The 21,384-nt window shown below is 67.9% G+C and carries 19 protein-coding genes; 5 read left to right on the top strand and 14 right to left on the bottom strand.

Going from position 1 to position 21,384, the window contains the following annotated elements; all coding sequences use genetic code 11:
* Positions 1–9 precede the first annotated feature (9 nt).
* The 4 genes from ABZ783_RS35660 to ABZ783_RS35675 form a co-directional block, all read right to left on the bottom strand.
* A complete protein-coding gene (locus ABZ783_RS35660) occupies positions 10–300 on the bottom strand; it encodes an MFS transporter (protein ID WP_357446999.1) in 291 nt (96 codons plus the stop codon).
* A complete protein-coding gene (locus tag ABZ783_RS35665) occupies positions 297–1,598 on the bottom strand; it encodes a low temperature requirement protein A (protein WP_357447002.1) in 1,302 nt (433 codons plus the stop codon). The genes ABZ783_RS35660 and ABZ783_RS35665 overlap by 4 nt, the downstream gene beginning before the upstream one ends.
* Positions 1,495–2,772, bottom strand: a complete 1,278-nt coding sequence (locus tag ABZ783_RS35670; protein WP_357447005.1) for a low temperature requirement protein A — start codon at positions 2,770–2,772, stop codon at positions 1,495–1,497. The genes ABZ783_RS35665 and ABZ783_RS35670 overlap by 104 nt, the downstream gene beginning before the upstream one ends.
* A 137-nt stretch (positions 2,773–2,909) precedes the next feature.
* Positions 2,910–3,350, bottom strand: coding sequence for a hypothetical protein (locus ABZ783_RS35675; protein WP_357447008.1), 441 nt, complete (start codon positions 3,348–3,350; stop codon positions 2,910–2,912).
* A 287-nt stretch (positions 3,351–3,637) separates the two neighbouring features.
* Between ABZ783_RS35675 and ABZ783_RS35680 the strand changes: the two genes are divergently transcribed.
* The gene (locus ABZ783_RS35680; protein ID WP_357447011.1) at positions 3,638–3,931 is read left to right on the top strand and encodes a hypothetical protein; all 294 of its coding nucleotides are present in this window, start codon (positions 3,638–3,640) and stop codon (positions 3,929–3,931) included.
* A 348-nt stretch (positions 3,932–4,279) separates the two neighbouring features.
* Here ABZ783_RS35680 and ABZ783_RS35685 read toward each other — a convergent pair whose 3' ends face one another.
* The 6 genes from ABZ783_RS35685 to ABZ783_RS35710 form a co-directional block, all read right to left on the bottom strand.
* The gene (locus ABZ783_RS35685) at positions 4,280–4,693 is read right to left on the bottom strand and encodes a hypothetical protein (RefSeq protein WP_357447014.1); all 414 of its coding nucleotides are present in this window, start codon (positions 4,691–4,693) and stop codon (positions 4,280–4,282) included.
* Positions 4,694–5,318: 625 nt separating this feature from the next.
* Complete coding sequence (locus tag ABZ783_RS35690) at positions 5,319–5,513, bottom strand: hypothetical protein (protein ID WP_357447017.1); 195 nt, start codon at positions 5,511–5,513, stop codon at positions 5,319–5,321.
* 391 nt (positions 5,514–5,904) lie between these two features.
* Positions 5,905–6,666, bottom strand: a complete 762-nt coding sequence (locus ABZ783_RS35695; protein ID WP_357447020.1) for an ABC transporter permease — start codon at positions 6,664–6,666, stop codon at positions 5,905–5,907.
* The gene (locus ABZ783_RS35700; RefSeq protein ID WP_357447024.1) at positions 6,663–7,433 is read right to left on the bottom strand and encodes an ATP-binding cassette domain-containing protein; all 771 of its coding nucleotides are present in this window, start codon (positions 7,431–7,433) and stop codon (positions 6,663–6,665) included. The genes ABZ783_RS35695 and ABZ783_RS35700 overlap by 4 nt, the downstream gene beginning before the upstream one ends.
* Before the next feature lie 14 nt (positions 7,434–7,447).
* On the bottom strand, positions 7,448–8,284 hold the full coding sequence (locus ABZ783_RS35705) for a pentapeptide repeat-containing protein (protein WP_357447027.1): 837 nt from the start codon (positions 8,282–8,284) through the stop codon (positions 7,448–7,450).
* A gap of 39 nt (positions 8,285–8,323) precedes the next feature.
* Positions 8,324–8,653 carry a PadR family transcriptional regulator gene (locus tag ABZ783_RS35710; RefSeq protein WP_357447030.1) on the bottom strand — a complete coding sequence of 110 codons (330 nt, stop codon included), beginning with the start codon at positions 8,651–8,653 and terminating at the stop codon, positions 8,324–8,326.
* Between the two features lie 131 nt (positions 8,654–8,784).
* On the opposite strand from ABZ783_RS35710, the gene ABZ783_RS35715 reads away from it, so the two are divergent.
* The 3 genes from ABZ783_RS35715 to ileS all read left to right on the top strand — a co-directional run bounded on the left by ABZ783_RS35715 (position 8,785) and on the right by ileS (position 13,527).
* Positions 8,785–8,970 (top strand): hypothetical protein, encoded by a 186-nt coding sequence (locus ABZ783_RS35715; RefSeq protein WP_357447033.1) that lies wholly within the window; start codon positions 8,785–8,787, stop codon positions 8,968–8,970.
* A gap of 584 nt (positions 8,971–9,554) precedes the next feature.
* On the top strand, positions 9,555–9,983 hold the full coding sequence (locus tag ABZ783_RS35720; RefSeq protein ID WP_357447036.1) for a nitroreductase family deazaflavin-dependent oxidoreductase: 429 nt from the start codon (positions 9,555–9,557) through the stop codon (positions 9,981–9,983).
* A gap of 427 nt (positions 9,984–10,410) precedes the next feature.
* A complete protein-coding gene (ileS, locus tag ABZ783_RS35725) occupies positions 10,411–13,527 on the top strand; it encodes an isoleucine--tRNA ligase (protein ID WP_357447039.1) in 3,117 nt (1,038 codons plus the stop codon).
* A gap of 211 nt (positions 13,528–13,738) precedes the next feature.
* Here the strand turns inward: ileS and ABZ783_RS35730 are convergent, their stop codons facing one another.
* Both ABZ783_RS35730 and ABZ783_RS35735 read right to left on the bottom strand, forming a co-directional pair.
* Positions 13,739–14,131 (bottom strand): PPOX class F420-dependent oxidoreductase, encoded by a 393-nt coding sequence (locus ABZ783_RS35730; protein ID WP_357447042.1) that lies wholly within the window; start codon positions 14,129–14,131, stop codon positions 13,739–13,741.
* Positions 14,132–14,204: 73 nt separating this feature from the next.
* Positions 14,205–14,798 (bottom strand): dihydrofolate reductase family protein, encoded by a 594-nt coding sequence (locus tag ABZ783_RS35735; RefSeq protein WP_357447045.1) that lies wholly within the window; start codon positions 14,796–14,798, stop codon positions 14,205–14,207.
* Between the two features lie 91 nt (positions 14,799–14,889).
* Between ABZ783_RS35735 and ABZ783_RS35740 the strand changes: the two genes are divergently transcribed.
* On the top strand, positions 14,890–15,342 hold the full coding sequence (locus ABZ783_RS35740) for a helix-turn-helix domain-containing protein (RefSeq protein WP_357447048.1): 453 nt from the start codon (positions 14,890–14,892) through the stop codon (positions 15,340–15,342).
* Between the two features lie 176 nt (positions 15,343–15,518).
* Here the strand turns inward: ABZ783_RS35740 and ABZ783_RS35745 are convergent, their stop codons facing one another.
* On the bottom strand, positions 15,519–17,738 hold the full coding sequence (locus tag ABZ783_RS35745) for an ATP-dependent RecD-like DNA helicase (RefSeq protein ID WP_357447051.1): 2,220 nt from the start codon (positions 17,736–17,738) through the stop codon (positions 15,519–15,521).
* A gap of 208 nt (positions 17,739–17,946) precedes the next feature.
* On the bottom strand, positions 17,947–21,225 hold the full coding sequence (locus ABZ783_RS35750) for an NACHT domain-containing protein (RefSeq protein WP_357447053.1): 3,279 nt from the start codon (positions 21,223–21,225) through the stop codon (positions 17,947–17,949).
* Between the last annotated feature and the right edge of the window lie 159 nt (positions 21,226–21,384).

The following is a 21,384-nucleotide window of genomic DNA, read 5'->3' on the forward strand; positions in this document are numbered from 1 at the left end:
GACGACCTCCTAGGCGAAGCTGAGCCCGATGAAGACGAGCATGACCCGGTCGGCGAACAAGATGCGGTAGCCGCCCCGCTTCTGGGAAACCAGCGCGCGAGGCACGCGTGGGATGCCCACGGCGGCAATGACCGCGAAGATCAGGCAGGTCACCGCGTCGATCGCGAAGAGCAGGGCGTATCCGTGGGCGGCGAGGAAGCCAGCCATCACGGCCGCGGCCGCCGCACCGATGTTGAACGCCCAGTGCATCAGGCTGAACGCGCGGGTCCGGCGCCACGCCGCAGCGGTTGGGGCCGTCATGGTGACGGTTTGGGTTGTTCGGGTGGGCGTCCCCATGCGCGCCGCGCGTCGGCGATGGCCGCTGCGGCCAGTATGGCGGCTGCGGCTGCTGCTGAGGCCAGTGCTGGCAGGTGGATCATCACGGGGAAAAGGGCGGCCAGGATGAGAAGGACGACGATCCGGGAGTGGGACACGCGGGAGAAGACCTCGTGCTCGAAGCGCGCCCGGCCGACGGTGAACAGGGCCGGTCCGCCGAGGATGACGGCGATCCATGTGGCCTGGGTGTCTCCGTGTGGGTGTTCGATGGTCACGTGGTAGCCGACGGCGGTGGTGACGATGCCGGCGAGCATGATCAGGTGTGAGTCGGTGGTGGACCAACCCATTCGTGCCGGGGATGTGCTTTTGGTGATCGCTTCGGGGAGGATCTGCCCGGCGCGGTGGAAGTAGATCCGCCAGATCAGCACGGTGGTGGCCACCGCTATCGCGAACGCGGCGGTTTCGCCGGTGCCGATGGTGCCTTCCGCGTAGACGCGGCCGGTGACCAGGATCGCCTCGCCGAGGGCGATGAGGAGGAACTGTTGGTAGCGCTCGGCGAGGTGTTCGCCCTCCATGCGCAGTTTCGCCGCTGGGGAGCGGCCGAGGCCGGGGACGGGGAAGCCGGCTCGTGCGGTGACCCACTCGGTGGCCAGCGCGAGCAGCCACAGCGGTAGCCGCCATCTGAGTGGCAGCGCGGCGCCGGTGATCCACAGAACGCCGGTCAGGCTGAACGTGGTCAGCATGCGTAGCTCGTGGCGTCGTCGTTCGGTTTCGCCGCGCAGTGAGATCGACAGGATGAGGGATCGGCTGACGTGGGCGAGAACGTAGGCGCAGGCGAGGGCCAGGCGTCGTTCGCCGAAGGCTCTGGATATCGCGACTCCCATGACCAGGCTGGCGACCAGTGAGCTGATAACCACGAGTTGGACTCTGTGGTGGTAGGGGTCGTACTGGCTGGTGGTCCAGGCGGTGAGGTGCCAGACCGCCCACAGCGCTAGGAGCAGCAGCAGTGCTTTGCTCAGACCCATGGCGACGACGCTCGTGATGTGGCGGTCGGGGCCGGTGAGGACCTCGGCGGACCGGATCGATATCCGGGTGAACGCGAAGACGAACACCACGTCGAAGAACAACTCCAGGAAGGTCGCCTGCCGTCTGGTCCCGTCCTTCAGCAGCAGCCGTGCCTCACCCACCGTCACAACCCCTGTCTCCACCGCGCGGACTGATTGATTGCTTTCGCACCATTCGCCTGGGTGGTGATGGGGCCTCCGGTGGTCTTCCGCGGGCACGCGCGGCGTCGGCAGCGGCGATCCCGGCCAGAACCAGCGCGGCGATGAGGGACACCAGCACCGGTGGCAGGGGGACCATCAGCGGGGCGGCGAGGACGAGAATGACGACCCCGACCACGCGGGGTCGAGACACCAGGGCGAAGGCCACGTACTCGAAGTGGGCGCGTCCGGCGACGTACAGGGCAGGGCCGCCGAGGATGACCGCCGCCCAGCCCGGCATGGTGTCACCGAGCGGGTGGGGGATGACCAGTTCGTAGCCGACGGCGGTGATGATGATCCCGAGGATCATGATCCAGTGGGCGAGGGCGGCCACGCGACCGAGGTGTTCCGGGTTCTCCGACGCGGCGATGGCGTCGCCGAGGGTCTGCCCCGTCCGGTAGAAGTAGATCCGCCACAGCAGCACGGTGGTGGCGAAGCCGATCACGAACGCGACGGTCGGCTCGACGTCGTACAAGCCCCTCGTGTATTCCAGGGCCAGGGCCACGACGGACTCGCCGAGGGCGATCAGGAGGAACTGCCGGTACCGGTCGGCCAGATGCGCCCCGGCGACCGCCCACGCCGTGACGCGCAGCGAGCCGAGCCGGGGCACCGGCCAGCCGATTCTGGCAGCCAGAAAGTCCGTAGCCGCGCCGCAAACCCACAGCGTCACCCGGGTTCCGCCGTGAGTGAGCGCACCGGTGATCCACAGGAGGCCGGACAGCGTGAACCAGACGAGCTCGCGGGCTGCGGTGCGCGCGAGCTCGTGCCCGCGCAGGATGATCATGACGACGGCGGCCCGGCCGGTCTGGATGACGACGTACGGCACGACGAAGGCCAGACCGCCACCTCGGAACGCGGCGGGCAGCCCCGCCGACATGATCAAGACACCGAACATGGCCGTGATGATCACGGCCTGCACGGGCAGCCGGCGCGGGTCGTACTTAGCAGTCGTCCACGCCGCCAGGGTCCACACCCAGGTCAGCGGCATGAGCAGCAGCAGCGTCTTGCCCGCGGCGGGGAAGGCATGCCACCCGCCAGCGACGCCAGGCCGGCTCAATCGTTCGGTGATCCGCAGGGCAATCCGCTGGATGACGAAGATGAAGGCCAGGTCGAAGAACAGTTCCAGGAGCGTCGTCTGCTGCGGGCTCCCATGTTTGCGAATCAGGTTCTCGGCTCGCCCTGCCGCCGCCATCATCGCCGCCGCTGCTTCGCTGACCCGTCACGCAGCCACCCTGGCACGCCGACCCACCCGCGCGGACGCGATCGCGACGATCCCACCGGCCGAACGTGAACCGTGCTATCACCATCAAGACCTTTAGGTGAGGGCGAGTGCTACCACCCCGACCGGAAGCACGGTGAAGACAGGGCCCGGGTGTCGATCTGTGCCCGACGCGCCGGCGCGTCAGCGTCGGTGCGCAGATGGTCGTAGAAGCGCCACGACCGGATCCGCTCCCGCACCGTCAGCAGCTCGGGGGCACGCTGCGGGTCGGTGTACTCGCTGAGCATGCTGTCGAACGGATGAACCGCGTCGGGCACCGCCAGCCACGAACGGCCGTCCCGGATGCGCAGTGCGGTGCCAGACCGGTCGGTCAGCAGCTCCGACGGGCGCAGCAGCGGCGCCGCCCACACCGCCTCGCGCTTAACCTCGGGGTCCAGGGCGAACGCCGAGGTGACCGGCTGCCGGGGCAGGCCGAAGTCGATGGCGTACCCGAAGTCGTCCCCGGCGAGGCCCAGCCGCAGCCTGACCGGGTCGCGCCGCACCGTGCCCTGCACCAGGTGCTCGCCTGCCCGTACCGCCTTTCCGGTCGTGTCCGGCCCCGCCCACAGCGTCGACAGCAGGCATCCTCCGGGCCAGCGCGGCGACCGCCCCGTTGCGCGCCGAGTCCGCCAGCAGCCGCAACGCCCGGTACTCGACTCTCAAGTGCCGAGGTCGTCGGAGCTGGCAGTTTGATCCCGTAATGCATAGCTCGACGGTTTCGTCCCCCTCGGCCGGCTCGCCGTGTCCCAGGATCAATCACGCCGCCCATTGGTCAGAGCGGTAGCGGGTAGCGTCCGGCTGCATGGAGGTCTTCCTGCTCTGGCACGTCCGCCACGCCCGGTGGCTCGATGGGCGATCAACAACGCACCGAGACGAAGCCGGCGAGCTGGTCTGGGACAAGGAAGACGGTGACGATCTCAAGATTCTGGGGGTGTACTCGTCGGAGGCACGAGCGGAGGAACGGATACAGCGAGCCAGGAAGCTGCCTGGCTTCCGCGACGAGCCCGACTGCTTCTACATCAACCGCTACAGCCTCGACGAGGACCACTGGAAAGACGGCTTCGTTTCCATCCTCGATGATGGTCAGGCCGATTGAAGGGCAGGTTCCTCGCAGAGGGCGAGCCGGGCCATCCACGGGCCACAAGATGGTGTCACCCCGGGCCAAATCAGGCCACGTGAGAGCGCGTCGAGGCCCACTTGAGGCTGATCGTGTGCCGTTCCCACGCTGACAGTCTTCCTGCAAGATGACCGCGTGGACGCTCCGGTCGATCTTGGTCGGGAGGTCGCGACAATCCCCTCGACGGGCCAGCTGCAGTGGGTTGGCGCGGGAGTTGTATGCCGTGTCGTGTGTGGGGTTAGCACCCTCACGAGTTCGAATCTCGTACCTCCGCCACCCTGCGAAGGGCCGGCCCCACTGGGACCGGCCCTTGGTCGCACGTGCCCGTCAGTTCACGTTCGACCAGTATGCGACGTCGTGGTAACTCGGGACGCTACCGTCCTTGTCCAACCAGATGGCGAACCTGAACACGTTGCCCTCACGCAGGTCGTACGGGCTGCCGAACGATGCCCGGGCCTCGATGCAGTTGCCGTTGCCGCCGACACTCAGGTTGTACTTGTGAAGGTTGTTCTGGGTCCAGTCGGAGACCGTCAAATAGACCTTCCACCCGTCGGCCTCGATGTCGCAGAGTTGCACGACGTCGCCGTCGGCGCGGAAGCGGACGATGCCGCCCGGGTCGGCGTCATCGGTGTACATCCAGTGGTCCCAGGTGGCGGCGGAGGCCGGGGCCGCGAACGTCAGGGACGCGGTGGCGGCGAGCGCCGCTGCGGCCAGGCCGGACAGGATGCGTCGAGATTTCATGAGGTCCCTTCCCGTGATCGACAGGTTGATCCACGGCAGGCCCGCTCCGGGCGGACCTTCGGCGAGCCGCGGCGGTGATGCGGCAGACGCTATGACGTGGCCTCCTGCCGGTGCCACCGTGCACGATGCTCGAATTCCTCTGCGAACTGTGCACGGTGCCCACTCGCGGCGCTGAAAGGGGCCGTGGACAAGGTCGACCGGGTCGAGCTGTATCCGGGCCTTGGCTTTGACGAGCCATGGGATGGGTCCTACGACACCTGACAATGCGCTATATTCCCCGCCGCCGCGAAGGGCATCGGACGCGGATCCGGCGCAGCCGACAGCGAAACGCATCTGAAAGGTCGAGAGACACCGACGATCGCAAGCCAGGCCAGAGTGCGGATGGGTCCAATTTCGGTGGATCTGCCGTCGCCTCGCGGCATAGGGGTTCATGCCTCGGCCTCACCTGAGTCCGTGTCCGATCCGTGCCCGATGCAGCGGTCAATGCCAGCCAACAGCGGGACATTGGATGGCAGCAGCATGACCGCGAGGCATTGCCCCGGTCCGCCGCCGTGGCTGGTCAGCACCTCGACCAAACCGTCGGTCAGAGCGATGCAAGGCACGTTCCAAACCTGACGGTCTGTGGCTACTGGTCGTCGTCTTCGTCGTCCCGCATCAGGCGGTCGAGGTCCTCCGGGCGCATCCGCTTGATTTGGGTCTCCAGTTTGCGGCTGTACTGGCGATCGTTCGGATCCATCCCGTTGCGAGATCGAGAGCTGCGGCCATACTCCTTGAGGAAGCCACCCAGCTCCCGACGCATGCGTTCCCGCCGGCCCGACATGGACGCCACTCTAGGATCCGAAGGGCGAGTCACGCCTTCCCATAACCGATGCCGACAGCAACGGCCCGAGATGAGGACAGTCGGCGGCGACCGAGCCTGGATCGTAGCCCGAGGTCACGGACGCGGACGGACGCCTAGACGAAGCGCGCAGTTCTTACAAGCGAGGGGTCGAGCGACGGACGATTCGCTCGTTTTCGCCATCGAGAACCCGCCCCTACAGATTGACCAACCGGTACGGCTACGGCTTACCTTTAGTTGGTGAACTGGCGGCCCGCCGGGGGCGACGTTGTGGCCCGTGTGCGTTATGCCTGGATGGTCGGCTTCCCCTCCTCGTTGCCGGGCCCGCGGCGGCCGCTTGGCGGTCGCCGCGGGCGACATCTTTCCTGTGGTGTCAGGCGATTTTGCGGTGGTAGGCCCGCATGGCGAAGGCGTAGGCGACGACGAGGATGCCGGCGCACCAGCCGAGGGCGATCCAGATGTCGTTGCCGACCGGCTGCTGCTCGAACATCGCCCTGATGGTGTTGACGATGGAGGTGACCGGTTGGTGTTCGGCGAAGGCTTTCACCGGCCCGGGCATGGTGTCGGTGGGGACGAACGCCGAGCTGATGAACGGTAGGAAGACAAGAGGGTAGGAGAAGGCGGACGCTCCGTCTGGCGAGGACGCCGCCAGGCCGGCGATCATCGCGACCCACGTTAGCGCGAGGGTGAACAGCGCTAGGATCCCGACGACGGCAAGCCAGGCCAGCACACCGGCCGAGGTGCGAAAGCCCATGATGAGCCCGACCCCGATGATGACCACGACGGAGATGGCATTGGACACCATCGAGGTCAGCACGTGTCCCCAAAGGACGGACGACCGTGTAATCGGCATCGAGTGGAACCGTTCGAATATGCCGCTCTGCATGTCGTTGAACAGCCGGAAGCCGGTGTAGGAGATGCCGCTGGCGATGGCGATGAGCAGGATGCCGGGCATCAGGTAATTGGTGTAGTTGTCGGTACCGGCCTGGATGGCGCCGCCGAACACGTAGCGGAACAACAGCATGAACGCGATCGGCATGATCGTGACGGTGATGATGGTGTCCATGCTGCGGGTAACGTGGCGGATGGACCGTCCGAGCATGACGCTGGTGTTGCTGACGACATGCGAGCTCATCGCTGCATCTCCTTGGTGCCGACGATCGACAGGAAGATCTCCTCCAGGGTGGGCTGGCGTTCCACGAGTTCCGCCTTCGCGGGCGGCAACAGCTGGCGCAGGTCCGCCAGGGTGCCCGACACGATGATCGTGCCTTGGTGCAGGATCGCGATCCGGTCGGCCAGCTTCTCCGCTTCTTCCAGGTACTGGGTGGTCAGAAGGACCGTCGTGCCCTTGCCGGCAAGGCTCTTGATCTCCTTCCACACTTCGATGCGGGCTTCCGGGTCGAGGCCGGTGGTCGGCTCGTCGAGGAAGATGACCGGCGGGTCGCCGATGAGGCTCATGGCGATATCCAGGCGCCGGCGCATGCCGCCCGAGTAGGTCGCCACCCGGCGCGCGCCCGCGTCAGAGAGGCCGAATCGTTCGAGCAGGCCGTCGGCGACCTGGCCGGGGTTCTTCACCTGTCGCAACTTGGCGACCATGATCAGGTTTTCGCGGCCGGTGAGGATCTGGTCGACTGCGGCGAACTGTCCGGTCAGGCTGATCGACTCCCGGATCTTTTCGGGCTGGGAAACGGCGTCGAATCCGTTGACGCTTGCGCTGCCGCCATCGGGTTTGAGCAGCGTGGACAGTATGCGCACGACGGTGGTCTTGCCGGCGCCGTTGGAGCCGAGCAGTGCGAAGATGCTGCCGCTGGCCACGGCGAAGTCCACGCCCTTGAGGACCTCGAGCTTGCCGTAGGACTTGTGCAATCCCATAACCTGGATCGCGAGGGGCGGGGTTTGCATATGGTGACGTCTCCTTATTCGACGGTCACGTTGGCCGGTTCGACGCCGAAGCCCTTGAGCGCGGCGAAGGTGAGCTTGTCCATGCGCGCCCCGTCGAAGTTCACGGTGCGTAGGGCCTTGTAGTACCTCTTGCTCCAGCCGCCGCGGAAAGAGCAGTCGCGCAGGATCGCCCCGCGCATCGACAGGCCCTCAAGCCCTGCCCGGTCGAACTTCACACCGGTGAAGGCCGCCCCGTCGAAGTTGAGGCCGCGCAGATCGGACGCGGAGAAGTCCACGCCGGTGAACGTGCAGCGTTCGAAGACGGTCTTCCGCAGGTCGGTCTTGCGGAACGCGACGTCGGTAAGCGCGGCGTCGGCGAACCGGACGCCGTTGAGCCCGGACATGCTGAAGTCGGTACGGACCAGCTTTGCGCGGCGGAAGCTGGCATCCGACAGGTCGGACGTCGTGAAGTTCGCGTCGGTCAGGTTGGCGCCGTCGAAGTTGACGTGTCTCATGTCGCTGCTCTTGAACTTGCTGCCGGTGAGGTCGGCGTTGGAGAAGTCGGAGCCGCGCAGCGCGCTCGCTCCGAACCTTCCCTGTCGCGCCGCGACGCCGGCGAAGTCGCTGCCCTCCAGGGCGCTCGCGTCGAATCGCGTAACCACCTGCCGCTCGAGAACCCGCGAGAGATTCGACACCTCCCGCACCGTCTCCTCGATGTCGCCGATGCTGTCGACGGTCAGCTCGAACGCCGCCGCCTCATCTTTGCCCTCGGCGAGCAGCTCGCGATATCGCTCCTGCAGATCGGCGAGCAGGTCCGTCTTCAGTTCGCCAACACTCTTGGTGCCCTCGTAAGGGGCGAAGACGCCGTCCACGTACTCGTTGAGTCTGTCGTTCATTGGTGTTCGTCCCCTTTACAGCAGCGTGTCCAGTACGCGCTTGGCGTAGTCCCAGGTGGTCTTGTTGTGCGCGTAGGTCGCGCGGCCCTTGTCGGTGATCCGGAAGTATTTGCGCCGTCCGCCCTGAGACTCGTCGCCCCAGTACCAGGTGATGTCGCCCTCGGCCTCCAAGCGCCGGACGCTGGAGTACATAGTGGCTTCCTTGAGCTCGTACTCGCCCTGCGAGCGTTCAGCGATCAGCTTGACGATCTCGTAGCCGTAGCGGTCGGACTCCGTCAGCAGCCGCAAGATCATCGTGTCGGTGTTCCCGCGTAGCAGATCGGATGTGATCTTGTTGGTGCTCATACCTCACCTCCCGGGTTACACCGTAGGTCGGGGTACTGTGACTGTCAAGGTAGTTGGTGGATCGCGGTATGTCGGCGACTGAGGCACTGCCTCGACGCCAGCTCCGCCGCAACCGCCGTGGGAAAACACCGATGAACCAGCCGCTTGGCCATGACGACATCGCGTTGCTGATCGAACAAGCCGCCGAAACCGGTGACCTCGGCCTGCTGCGACACCTAGCCGATGCGGGCAGCAAAGATGCTCTTGACCATCTGGTCGAGTCAGCGGCAGAGCAGGCTGACGAGCACGATCCCGCGCGTACGGCGGGGCGGCGCTGACACGGATGCACTCTGCTTCATGCACCCGTTAGAAACGGAGGGCCGCTGCAGTGGCGTATGCACTTTTGGATACGCCCGCGATACACGCAATCCCCGGCGTCGTCGCCCGGCACCTCGGCCACGACCACCGGGCGGACGAGCCAGTGCTGGCGTTGACGCCCGAGCAGCACATCGTGTCCGTGCCGTACTTCCCGCCCGGCGGCTTCTCCCGCTGCAGTCGACGTGCTGGAGTCGGTCGCCAAGCGGGTGGCGCGACCTCGATCGCGGTCGTCCGGTCCTGGCTGCAGCAGCACTCGCCGAGCATTATGCTGATCCCGGGCACCTCGTCGGTTGCCCACGTGGGCGGGAACATCGCCGGCGCGGCCGTGCCGCCCGACGCCCCCTCGCCGAACGATCTGAGCAGTGAACGCCCACGCAAAGGTGTCGTAGCCGGCCGGTTTGCTCGTCTCCACCCAGTTCCGGGATGAGGGCCTACCTACCATGAAGTGCCAGGTCAAAGGCCTGATCGCCGGGAACGGCCGCCGGGCCTCTCCATCATCCGGTCTCAGCGGATCTCCCGAGATCGTGAACGACTGGAGTTCGACATGAGCGACACGCTCGACTGGAACGCGAAGATCATCGCGGAGTTCCGAGCAAACGAGGGCAGGGTTGGCGGGAACTTCGAGGGCGCTCCGCTGGTCCTGTTGCATCACCGCGGCCGCAAAAGCGGGCGGGAGCACGTCAACCCGACCATGTACCTCCCGCACGACACCGAGCCGGGCATCATCTACGTCTTCGCAACCAAGGGTGGAGCACCCACCAACCCGGACTGGTACCACAACTTGGCCGCCGCCGGTGTCGGGAGTGTCGAACGCGGAACCGAGACATACAAGGTGACCGTCCGCGAACTGACCGGCGCTGAACGCGACCGCATCTACGCCGAGCAAGCGCGGCGCTACCCTGGCTTTGCCGAGTATGCACGCCAAACTGCTGGAGTCCGCACCATTCCTGTGCTCGAACTTAGGCGGGCGTAGCCCACACCCGTAGGACCGGCCAGCGAGATCCCGGCCTCCGCATCCGGCTGCCCGTGCCGCCGCCACAGAGCTCGACAGTGACGGCAGACGGCCATGAGAGCCAGGACAACGGCCGGACGGCAGCCGGGCTGGTGGCGTTTACGACCGCGCGGAGCGGCCTGTTGTAAAGTTCGTGCCGCAAGAGGCGTTGATGGGGACGAGTACCACCGGACGCAGCTCGGAGCGACTCGGGGGCGGTGTGAGCCCGGGAGCGTGCACGGCGGGAAGATCACCCCGGAGCCGTCGGAAGAAAGGCCCGCGGGCCGAGTAGAACTGACCTTGCATCCGAATGAGCGGGTCGTGCGTTTCACGCGACCAAGGAGGGTGGTACCGCGGGGCCCGGCCTCGTCCCTCCGTTGGACAGCACGCCCGACGGAGGACCGACCGGATGTACAGAACCGTGCCCGCGCAGGTCGATTTGGCCACCCTTGACCATGAGGTGCTGCATTTCTGGCACAGCAACAGCATCTTCAAGCGCAGCCTCGAGCAGACCGAGGGGCGGCCCGACTGGATCTTCTACGAAGGCCCACCGACCGCCAACGGGCTGCCGGGAACCCACCACATCGAGGCGCGGGTGTTCAAGGACATCTTCCCGCGCTACAAGACCATGAAGGGCTTCCACGTCCCCCGCAAAGCGGGCTGGGACTGCCACGGCCTGCCGGTCGAGCTCGCGGTGGAAAAGGAACTCGGCTTCACCGGCAAGCAGGACATCGAGGCCTACGGCATCGCCGAGTTCAACGCCAAATGCCGGGAATCAGTGACCCGACACACGGACGCCTTCGCCGAGCTGACCGAGCGCATGGGCTACTGGGTCGACATGGACGACGCGTACCGCACCATGGACCCACACTACGTGGAATCCGTCTGGTGGTCGCTCAAGCAGATCTTCGACCAGGGCCTGCTGGTGGAGGACTTCCGGGTGGCACCGTGGTGCCCACGCGACCAGACCGCGCTGAGCGACCACGAGCTGGCGCAGGGCTACGAGAACGACACGGATCCCTCAGTGTTCGTGCGATTCCCGCTGACCTCGGGACCCCTCGCCGGGCAGGCGTCACTACTGGTCTGGACGACGACCCCGTGGACCCTGGTGTCCAATACGGCCGTGGCGGTACACCCGGACGTCACCTACGTGGTGGCGACCGACGGCACCGAGCGGCTCGTCGTCGCCGAGCCGCTGCTGGAGCAGGTCCTCGACGGCTGGACCCGCACCGGCGACAGCTTCACCGGCAAGGAGCTGGAGCGCTGGACCTACCGGCGGCCGTTTGACCTGGTCGACGTGCCGGACGCGCACCTCGTCATACTCGCGACCTACGTCACGACCGACAGCGGCACCGGCCTGGTCCACCAGGCACCCGCGTTCGGCGCCGACGACCTCGCCAGCTGCCGGACCTACGGGCTGCCGATGGTTAACCCGGTGCGCCCCGACGGCACGTTCGAGACGCAGATCCCGTTGGTCGGCGGGATGTTCTTCAAGGACGCCGACGCGCCGCTGGTCACCGACCTGCAGAACCGCGGCCTGCTGTTCCGCGAGCAGCAGTACGAGCACAGCTACCCGCACTGCTGGCGCTGCCACACGCCGCTCATCTACTACGCCCAGCCGTCCTGGTACGTGCGCACCACGGCGATCCGCGACCAGCTGCTGCGCGAGAACGAGCGCACCAACTGGCACCCCGCGACCATCAAGCACGGCCGCTACGGTGACTGGCTGACCAACAACGTCGACTGGGCCCTGTCACGGTCCCGCTACTGGGGCACCCCGCTGCCGATCTGGCGCTGCCCGCAGCAACACCTGACCTGTGTCGGCTCGCTCGCCGAACTCAGCGAGCTGACCGGGCGGGAACTGTCGAACCTCGACCCGCACCGCCCATTCGTCGACGACGTCACCCTCACCTGCCACTGCGGCGCGACGGCGACGCGCGTGCCGGAGGTCATCGACGCCTGGTACGACTCGGGCGCAATGCCCTTCGCCCAGTTCGGCTACCCACACCGCAACCAGCAACTGTTCGAGCGCAGCTACCCGGCCCAGTTCATCTGCGAGGCGATCGACCAGACCCGCGGCTGGTTCTACACCCTCATGGCCGTCGGCACGCTGGTCTTCGACCGGTCCTCGTACGAGAACGTCGTCTGTCTCGGGCACATCCTCGCCGAAGACGGCCGCAAGATGTCCAAGCACCTGGGCAACATCCTCGAGCCCATCCCGCTGATGGAGCAGCACGGCGCCGACGCCGTGCGCTGGTACATGGCCGCCGCAGGCTCGCCCTGGTCATCCCGCCGGGTGGGTCACACGACCCTGCAGGAAGTGGTCCGCAAGACGCTGCTGACCTACTGGAACACGGTCGCCTTCCAGGCGCTCTACGGCCGCACCGCGAACTGGGTGCCGTCCGCTGAGGACCCGGCGCCGGCGGCGGACCGGCCGGTGCTCGACCGGTGGCTGCTCTCTGAGCTCAACGTCCTGGTGCGTCAGGTCGACGAGGCGATGGCCGCGTTCGACACCCAGGAGGCAGGCAAGCTGCTCGCCGCGTTCGTCGACGACCTGTCGAACTGGTACGTCCGGCGCAGCCGCCGCCGCTTCTGGCGCGGCGACCCGGCCGCCCTGGCCACCCTGCACGAGGCGCTACGAACGGTGACCCTGCTGCTCGCGCCGCTCATCCCGTTCATCACCGAGCGGGTCTGGCAGGACATCGTGGTGGCGGTGGACCCGACGGCCGCCCCGTCGGTGCACCTGGCGGCGTATCCGGAGGTGGACGAATGCTTGATCGATCCCCGACTGGGTGAGCAGATGACGGTGGCCCGACGCCTGGTGGAACTGGGTCGCACGGCACGCGCCGAGTCCGGGGTCAAGACCCGCCAACCGCTGGCCCGCTCGCTCGCCTCGGCACAGGGCTTCGCCGACCTGGAGCCGCAGCTCATCGCAGAGATCGCCGCAGAGCTCAACGTCGCCGTGGTCCTGCCGCTCAGCGCCTCAGAGGCGTCGCTGGTCGACACTACCGCCAAGGCGAACTTCCGGACCCTCGGCAAGCGGTTCGGCAAGGCCGTGCAGGACGTGGCCAAGGCCATCGCCGCGGCCGACGCCGCCGCCATCAAGCGGGGCCTCGCGGCCGGCGAGGCCACCGTGATCGTCGGTGGCGAGCCGCTGACCCTCGGCCCCGACGACGTGATCATCACCGAGACGCCGCGCCAAGGCTGGGCGGTCGCCTCGGAGGCCGGCGCCACGCTCGCGCTCGACCTGCAGCTGACCCCGGAGCTGCGCCGCGCCGGGCTCGCCCGCGAGGCGATCCGCCTAATCCAGGAGGCCCGCAAGACCAGCGGGCTGGAAGTCTCCGACCGGATCGAGCTGCGCTACGCAGCGGCCCAGAACGACGTCGCGGCGGCGCTCGACGAGCACCGCGACATGGTCGCCGACGAGGTGCTCGCGGTGCGGTTCGGCCCCGGCGAGCCGGACTGGGCAGCCACGCCGCACCAGGACGCCGACCTCGGCCTGACGTTCTGGCTGCGCCGCGCCTGATCCGATTCGCCGTTACGGCGGCCGGTCTACTCGCGACCGGCCGCCCGTCACGGCGGCGGAGCCGGGTAGTCTGCGGCGTTTGAAGAGCCAGCCGCCCTTGGCGGAGGCGACCCGAACGGCGCCGACCACGCCCTGCCCCCACTTCGTCCGCATGCCCGGCATTCACTCGGACGTGTGAAGAGATGGACAGTCGCCACGGACCCGCGTCGGCTCATGCGACACCTATCGTCTGCCGCTCGGGTTCTATAACCGCAACGACCCGCCGTTCGTCTCGCGGGTACGGCTGGCCGGTGTACTTGGTGGCCAGTTGGTCGACGATCGTCCAGGCGGCGTCGTCTTCGAGCCACTCGATGACGCGGCCGCGGATGATGACCGGCTGGAACGGGTTGTCGGTGGGCGTCAGGGAGAGCGCGACCCGCGGGTCGCGGCGTAGGTTGCGGGCTTTGCGGGTGCTCGGGCCGGTGAGGATCGCGATGTGGTCGCCGTGCGTGCCGATCCAGACAGGGACGCAGTGGGGGGCGCCGTCGGGCAGGACGCTGGCGAGGTGTGCGATCGGGGTGCCGTCGAGCACGCGGCGCACGTCGGGGTTGAGCATCGTGGTCATCTCCTGGCGTGGGTTCTGGGTGGGCTTGTGGCGTGGTTGTCGGCGCGCGACGCGACGTTGCCGGTGACGAGGGTCATCGCTCGACCTTGTAGTGGAGGTGGGTGACGCCGGGCGCCGGAACGGCGTCGACGAGGCGGAGTCGCACATGCCCGGGCAGCGCCTGGAAGAAGGGCCGGCCGCCGCCGAGTAGGACTGGCACCTGGTGGAGGACCATCTCGTCGACGAGCCCCGCTATCAACGCCTCGGTTACGACGCCGCCGCCCATGAGGCCGACGTCCTTGTCGCCGGCGGCCTCGCGGGCCGCGGCGACCGCGTCCTCGATGCCGGTGGTGACGAGGGTCTGCCGCTCGCTGATCTCCGGTGCGGGCCGGTGGCTGAGGACGAACAGCCGGGCCGTCGGGTGGGGGCTGCCCCCTCCGAAATGGTCGGAGTCCTCATAGGTGTTGCGGCCCGCCACGACCGCGCCCACGCGCCCGGCGAGGGCGTCGAAGACCCGTGTGCTGGGCTCGCTCAGCCTGAAGCCGTCGAACACCTGGCTGGGTGTGTCGCCGTCGAAGTACCAGTCGAAGAGCATCGTCCCGTCGCCGAGCCCACGCCCGGCGCCGGGCCCGCGGCCGGTGATGTAACCGTCGACCGACACCGCGTGGGCGCTGATGACCTTGCTCATCTCCGTGATCCTTTCTGGGGTTCCTTCAAGAGACGCTGTGACCATAGCAACCTCAGTTCCCTAAGGGAACCCCAATTGGTAGGCTGGTTCCATGCAACGCACGGACTTCAGCAAAATGGCGTGCTCGATCGCACGCACGCTCGACGTCATCGGGGAGCCCTGGTCACCGCTGGTCCTGCGCGACGTATGGGTCGGGCTCAACCGGTTCGAGCAGCTCCAGGCCGACCTCGGAATCTCACGCAAAGTCCTGACCGAGCGACTGAACCACCTCGTCGACCAGGGCGTGCTCGAACGCCGCCCCTACGACCGGCGACCGCGCTACGAGTACATCCTGACGGAGAAGGGCACCGAGTTGGTCGACCTGCTCATGGTCATGACCCGTTGGGGAGACAAATGGCTCGCCGGCGAGACCGGCCCGCCAGTGCTCTACCGCCACCACGCGTGCGGCGAAGTCAGCGGTGTCGACCTGCGGTGCACCCACTGCGGCGAGCCGATGCACGCAAACGACATCGACCCGCTGCCAGGCCCCGGCGCAGCCGTCTGACCCTGACGACCTGAAAGCCCCTGGCCGGGCCTTGGCCGCCCAACGGCATCCGCGACCGCCGTCGGACGCGCTCCCAAGCCCAACGCGGCGAGCGCCAGACCGCCGACCACCACACGCAGTCCAGGTCCTCGCCCATGTCCAGGCCAGCGGCCCGTTCGATCGCCCAGATACTCCCGTCACAGGCGACTGAGGCGGTGGTCGAGTGCAGTGTGACGGCGGCCGGCGCTGACGGTGCGGACGGCTGCGGCGAGGGCCCGGCGGGAGCCGACGAGGACAACGAGTTGTTTGGCGCGGGTGACGGCGGTGTAGAGCAGGTTGCGTTGGAGCATCATCCAGGCGCTGGTGGTGAGGGGGATGACGACGGCGGGGTATTCCGAGCCTTGGGAGCGGTGGATGGTCATGGCGTAGGCGTGGGCGAGTTCGTCGAGTTCGTCGAAGTCGTAGTCAATGATCTCGTCCTCGTCGGTACGCACCGTGAGGGTCTGCTCCTCCGTGGAGAGCGCGGTGACGATTCCGAGGGTGCCGTTAAAGACGCCCGCTTGGCCCTTGTCGTAGTTGTTGCGGATCTGGGTGACCTTGTCACCGGCCCGGAACACCCGCCCACCCGCGCGCCGCTCCGGCTGCCCCTCCCGGTGCGGGGTGAGGTGCTGTTGCAGCAGCGTGTTGAGCGCGCCGGCACCAGCCGGACCGCGGTGCATGGGAGTGAGAACCTGCACGTCCCGGCGCGGGTCAAGGCCGAACTTGGCCGGTATGCGAGTGCAGGCGACGTCGACGGTGAGGGCGGCGGTGGCGTCGGTGTCGTCGCAGGCGAACAGGAAGAAGTCCGGCAGGCCCTGAACCACGGGTGGGCGGCCGGCGTTGATGCGGTGGGCATTGGTCACGACACCGGACTGGGCGGCCTGGCGGAAGATCTGCGTCAGCCGCACCCGCGGAATAGTGGGGGCGGCGAGCAGGTCGCGCAGGACCTCGCCAGCACCGACGGAGGGGAGCTGGTCGACGTCGCCGACGAGCAGCAGATGGGCGCCGGGTGGGACGGCTTTGACGAGTTTGTTGGCCAGGATCAGGTCGAGCATGGAGGCCTCGTCGACGACGAGCAGGTCGACGTCGAGGGGATTGTCCCGGTCGTAGGAGGGGTCGCCGCCGGGGCGTAACTGGAGCAGCCGGTGCACGGTGGCGGCGGGATGCCCGGTGAGCTCGGACAGGCGTTTTGCGGCCCGGCCGGTCGGGGCGACAAGGGTGACCTTGGCTCTCTTGGCGGCAGCGAGTTCGACGATCGAGCGGACGGTGAAACTCTTGCCGCAGCCCGGCCCGCCGGTCAGCACCGCCACCTTCGCAGTCAGGGCGAGACGGACCGCCTGCTCCTGCTCGGCAGCGAGGTCGTTGCCGGTGCGTGCCTTCAACCATGCGAGAGCCTTGCCCCAGTCGACATTCGTGAAGTGAGGCAGCCGGTCGGCCGGGGTGGTGAGCAGATGGTGTAGGGAACTGGCGAGGGATTGCTCGGCGCGGTGGAACGGCACCAGGTACACCGCCTGCACCGCCTCCCCGTCCCCGGCGGGCAGCGTCTCGCGGACGACTCCTTCGTCGGCGACAAGGTCGTCGAGGCAGCGGGTGACGAGGTCGGCGGGCACGTCGAGGATCTTCGTCGCGTCGGCGACCAACTCGGGAGCCGGTAGGTAGCAGTGGCCTGAGTCGGTGGCCTCCGACAGCGTGTATTGCAGGCCGGCCATGACCCGCTGGGGGCTGTCGTGGGGGATGCCGACGGCCTGGGCGATGGTGTCGGCGGTCTTGAAGCCGATGCCCCACACGTCCGCAGCCAGCCGGTACGGCTCCTTGGTGACCACGTCGGTGGAGGCATCGCCGTACTGCTTGTAGATCCGCACGGCGAGGGAGGTGGAGACGCCCACACCTTGCAGGAAGACCATCACCTCCTTGATGGCCTTCTGCTCCTCCCACGCGGCGGTGATCTTCGCCGTGCGTTTCGGCCCCAGCCCCGGCACCTCCACCAGGCGGGCGGGTTCCTCCTCGATGATTCGCAGGGTATCCAGGCCGAAATGGGCGACGATCCGCTCGGCGAACACCGGGCCGATACCCTTCACGAGGCCCGAGCCGAGATAGCGCTGGATGCCCTGAATCGTGGCAGGCAGCACCGTGGAGTAGGAGTCGACCTCGAACTGCCGACCGTACTTCGGGTGCGACGACCACCGCCCCTGCAGCCGCAGCGTCTCACCCGGCTGCGCGCCGAGCAGCGCCCCGACCACGGTCAGCAGATCGCTGCCACGGTTGGTGGCCACGCGGGCAACGGTGTACCCGGTCTCCTCGTTGACATATGTCAACCGCTCCAGCACCGCCTCCAGTACGGCAAGCGGCGGACGGGCTGGCACGGTCATGGCTGACATCGTGCCGCTTGCCGCCGTCGCATCGGCACCCGCCCTGCCCGCTTGCCTCGGGACCGCGCGGGGCCGCAGCGTTGAATCGTCTGGCGCGCCGACGCGACTACCGGTCGATCTTCACGAAGGGTCGGCGCCTTTTCACAAAGATGTCTGTCAATGGACATCATCCTTCGAGAAGCTGCGGTGTAAAGCGCCGCTCGCAAGTTAGGTCTGACTACTTCCGCCAGGCGGGGGCCATCCGCTCGGACATCTCCCGCCAGAACGTCCGCAGGTCCTGCCGGTTGACCGCCTGCCAGTCCGCCCGCCCGGACGGCCGGAGCGCGCGCCCGACGAGGTCGATCTGGTGGGCGCAGAATGCCTCGTCCATCTGGTACGGCAGTTCGTCGCCCTTTGGTGGCAGCGGGCACAGTCGGAAGGGGCAGTCGTCGATGCAGGTCGCCCCGGGTAGTACGTCGTGGGCCTGGCGGCGGCTGAGGTTGACCCGCATGGCGGTGCGGTCGATGGTGAGGCACGGGGGTAGCTCGGCCCGGCTGGCTCGCGTGAGCCGGCGGGCCCGCTGGTCGTTGTCCCGTCCCCGGTCGGCGAGATTGAGCAGCAGCATCACGTCGGCCAGCAGCCGTTGGGCCCGCGGTTCCAGGACGGCCCAGCCGTGCCAGGGCGGCAGCCAGGAGGCCTGGTGCCGGCGAATGCCCGGCTGGGGGCTGTCCGACCCGATCCGCCCGACGATCTCCCGCTCGTCCAGCCAGCAGTGCCGTTCCGGATGGCGGTCGATGAGCGCCTCGACGCACAGGTCCGCGACCTCGAGGACGAGGGGGTGGGCTGTACCGCTGCCGGGCTGCGGGGCGCGGAGCCCGCCGCCGGCGATGGAGGTCCAGAAGCCCACCAGGCCGCGCGGGTCCGAACCGTGACCCCGTTCGCGCAACGCCTCGCCGGGATCACGGGGGAGGGCGAGCAGGGTGAGCGCCTGGATGAGCACCAGGTGGGAGTACCAGAACCGGGAGTGCCGCAACGCCTTCTCGGCTTCCTCGATCAGCACATTGCGGTGCGCCGGATACGTGCGCCAGTTGGCCGCCATCCGGAACCCCTGTGCCAGGGTGATCTCATAGACGCGGGCCCCTTCGCGGAAGTCGGTGGCCAGGCGGTCGACCCAGCGGTGCAGGGTACCCCGGGCCACGCCCTGCCAGTCCGGTTCGCCGGGAGGGTGTGCGGCGTCGGTGAAGAGGAATAGGGACGGGGCGAGCCAGGTCCGCAGCTCCTCGAGGCGCTCCCGGCCCTGGGTATCGGCCGCCTGAGGCGGCTGGTCGAGCAGGCCGCGCAGGGAGCGGACGGCGGCGTTGCCGCCGCTGGCGATCTGACGGGCCGCGGTCAGCCGGGGCAGGTACGACGTCTCGTGCTCCATCATCTGGAACAGCCGCCGGTACTGCGGTGTGGGCGGCTGTCCCCGGAATCCGGTGGGCTCCGGGGGCCGGTCCCGCAATTGCCGCGCGGCGTCGCCGTACCGATGCACCAGTGCGATCTTGGCGTCCTCGAGCGGGCGGTCGGTGACCGAGCCGTCCCCCTGATAGTTCGGCCAGGCGCCGAGGATCGCCTCGGCCAGTTTCCGGTGCGCCGCGTGTCCGCTGGCGGCGTCCATCTCCAGCGCGGCCGCGAACAGCTCCAGTGCTCGGGTGCGGTTGCGTGTCCCGGTCGCTGCGGCACAGAGACGGTGGACGAGAGCGATGGACCGGACCCGGGTGGTGCTCGTGTCGCGGGCGCTCGGCGGCGCTCCCACCGTTTGACGAAGGGCGTCCCGGAGCCGGAGGATTCCGTGCGGCACCGGTGGCCTCCGCCGCCCGTCCAGCCGTTCGAACGCGCCCCCGCTGTGGGTGTAGAGGGTGAGGGCGGCGAGCAGCTCCCGCCCAGGGCCGTGGTTCTCGGTGAAGGCGTGCTTCAGAAAGTCGTCGTCGCGCAGGGCCGCGGCGAGGTAGCGCGAGCCGAGGTACGCCTGGACCATCCCGTTCTGGAAACGCACCCCGTCCTGCCGCTTCACCACGATGTTCAGCTCCTCTCCGGTGGTCTCGGCGAGCCCGAGGTCCTGCGGGTTGTCGGCGCTGAGCTTGTGCAGCCGGGCCCGGAGCTCGGCCAGGATCCACTGCCGGCCAGCGTCCTTCGCGCCGTCGGCGCTCATGATCTCGGTGGTACGCACCGACAGCCGGTTGTCGCGCAACCCAATGCAGGCGAGCGCGGAGAGCACTTCGATCGCGTCTGTCCGTTCGGTCTGCGGCATCCCGTAGTCCTCGAACAGATCCCCGGCGACGATGGCAGCCCACCATTCCTCCAGCAGACACCAGCGCAGCGCGGATCTGCCCTGGCCCGCTGGCCCAACCCGGTCCAGGCGGTCCACCTCATGGAGCTGGCTGATTACCCGCAGGTAAAACGGTGAGTCCGCGACGTCGGCGTCCTTGACCAGCTCAGTGATCCGATCCCACTGCTGGCCAGCGTCCGAGCGGTGGCTGCGGGCCTGCACGTACTCCAACGCGGCACCGTTGGAAAGCGGCTCGAGTTGCAGCAGCAGCGCGTCCAACCCGCGCAGCGGATCGTCCGGCCGTGAGGCGACCACCAGAGGGAGCCGTTCGCGGACCGCGTCCCGCACCGCCTCGCGGAGCACGCTGTCCCGGTCGGCGGGCTGGTCGGAGTCGGCGAGCACCTCTTCCAGGCCGTCGGCCAGCACCACGATGCGGTTCTCCAGCCACAGCCGGCGCCACACCTTGTCGGCCTCGCCGGCGGCGCGCAACTGGCTGTCGATGGTCCTTTGGAACTGTTCGAGGGCGAGCTGGTGGAAGTTCAGCTTCGCCGGGTCCGTGACGGTGCGCAAATCGATCCCGACCGGCACGACGTCGCTGGCCATCAGCATCTCCGCGAGACGTACCAGGGTCGCGGTCTTGCCAGTGCCGATGCCGCCCACCAGCAGCAGCGGCCGTCGGCGGTGCTCGTCGCGGAGCCGCTGGACCATCATTTCGCACAGTTCGTCCCGGCCCACCACGTAGCTCGCACTGCTGTCGCGTTCGGCGGTGGGAAGCACCATCCGAAGGTTGCGCATGGCGTTGCGGTCGTACCAGCGCCGGACCGGGACGTACCGCCAGAACAAAAAGACTGCGAGGCCCAACGCCAGAATAAGTGGTCCCCTGACAAAGCCCTCCACCTGCCCGCAGTAGTACGACCTCGGCGGATCTCCCGCACACCACTGCGACACCGGCAGAAAATCGGGCTCGATGTTGAGGACCGTCAGAACCAGCGAGAAGACGGTCCACACCACGAGCACCCCGCCGGTGGCGACGATCCCCCACCGCAGCCCGCGGTGGTGCCGCCAGCTCATCCGGTGGTCGGGCCGCTCGTCGGTCCGCCGGCGGCGATTCCGCTCGGCATGCCGTTCCCGTCGGGTACGCCACCTGCGCCGGCGCTGGCGCATCCACAACTGGGCCGCCCAGACCGGACCACGTCTCGGCCCACGCATGGACACCCCCATGATCCACACGGTTGGCTACCGGCCAGAGGCGATCATCGCCTTCCAGGCCCACCCTAGTACTCCAACGTCACTTGATCTTCCGGCTGGCTTGGTGATCGAGTCTGCGCTGGTAGTGGGATCGTCGGGCTCGAGCTTGGGATGTTCGCC

Source organism: Micromonospora sp. NPDC047738, from assembly GCF_040642675.1.
Taxonomy (GTDB): Bacteria; Actinomycetota; Actinomycetes; order Mycobacteriales; family Micromonosporaceae; genus Micromonospora.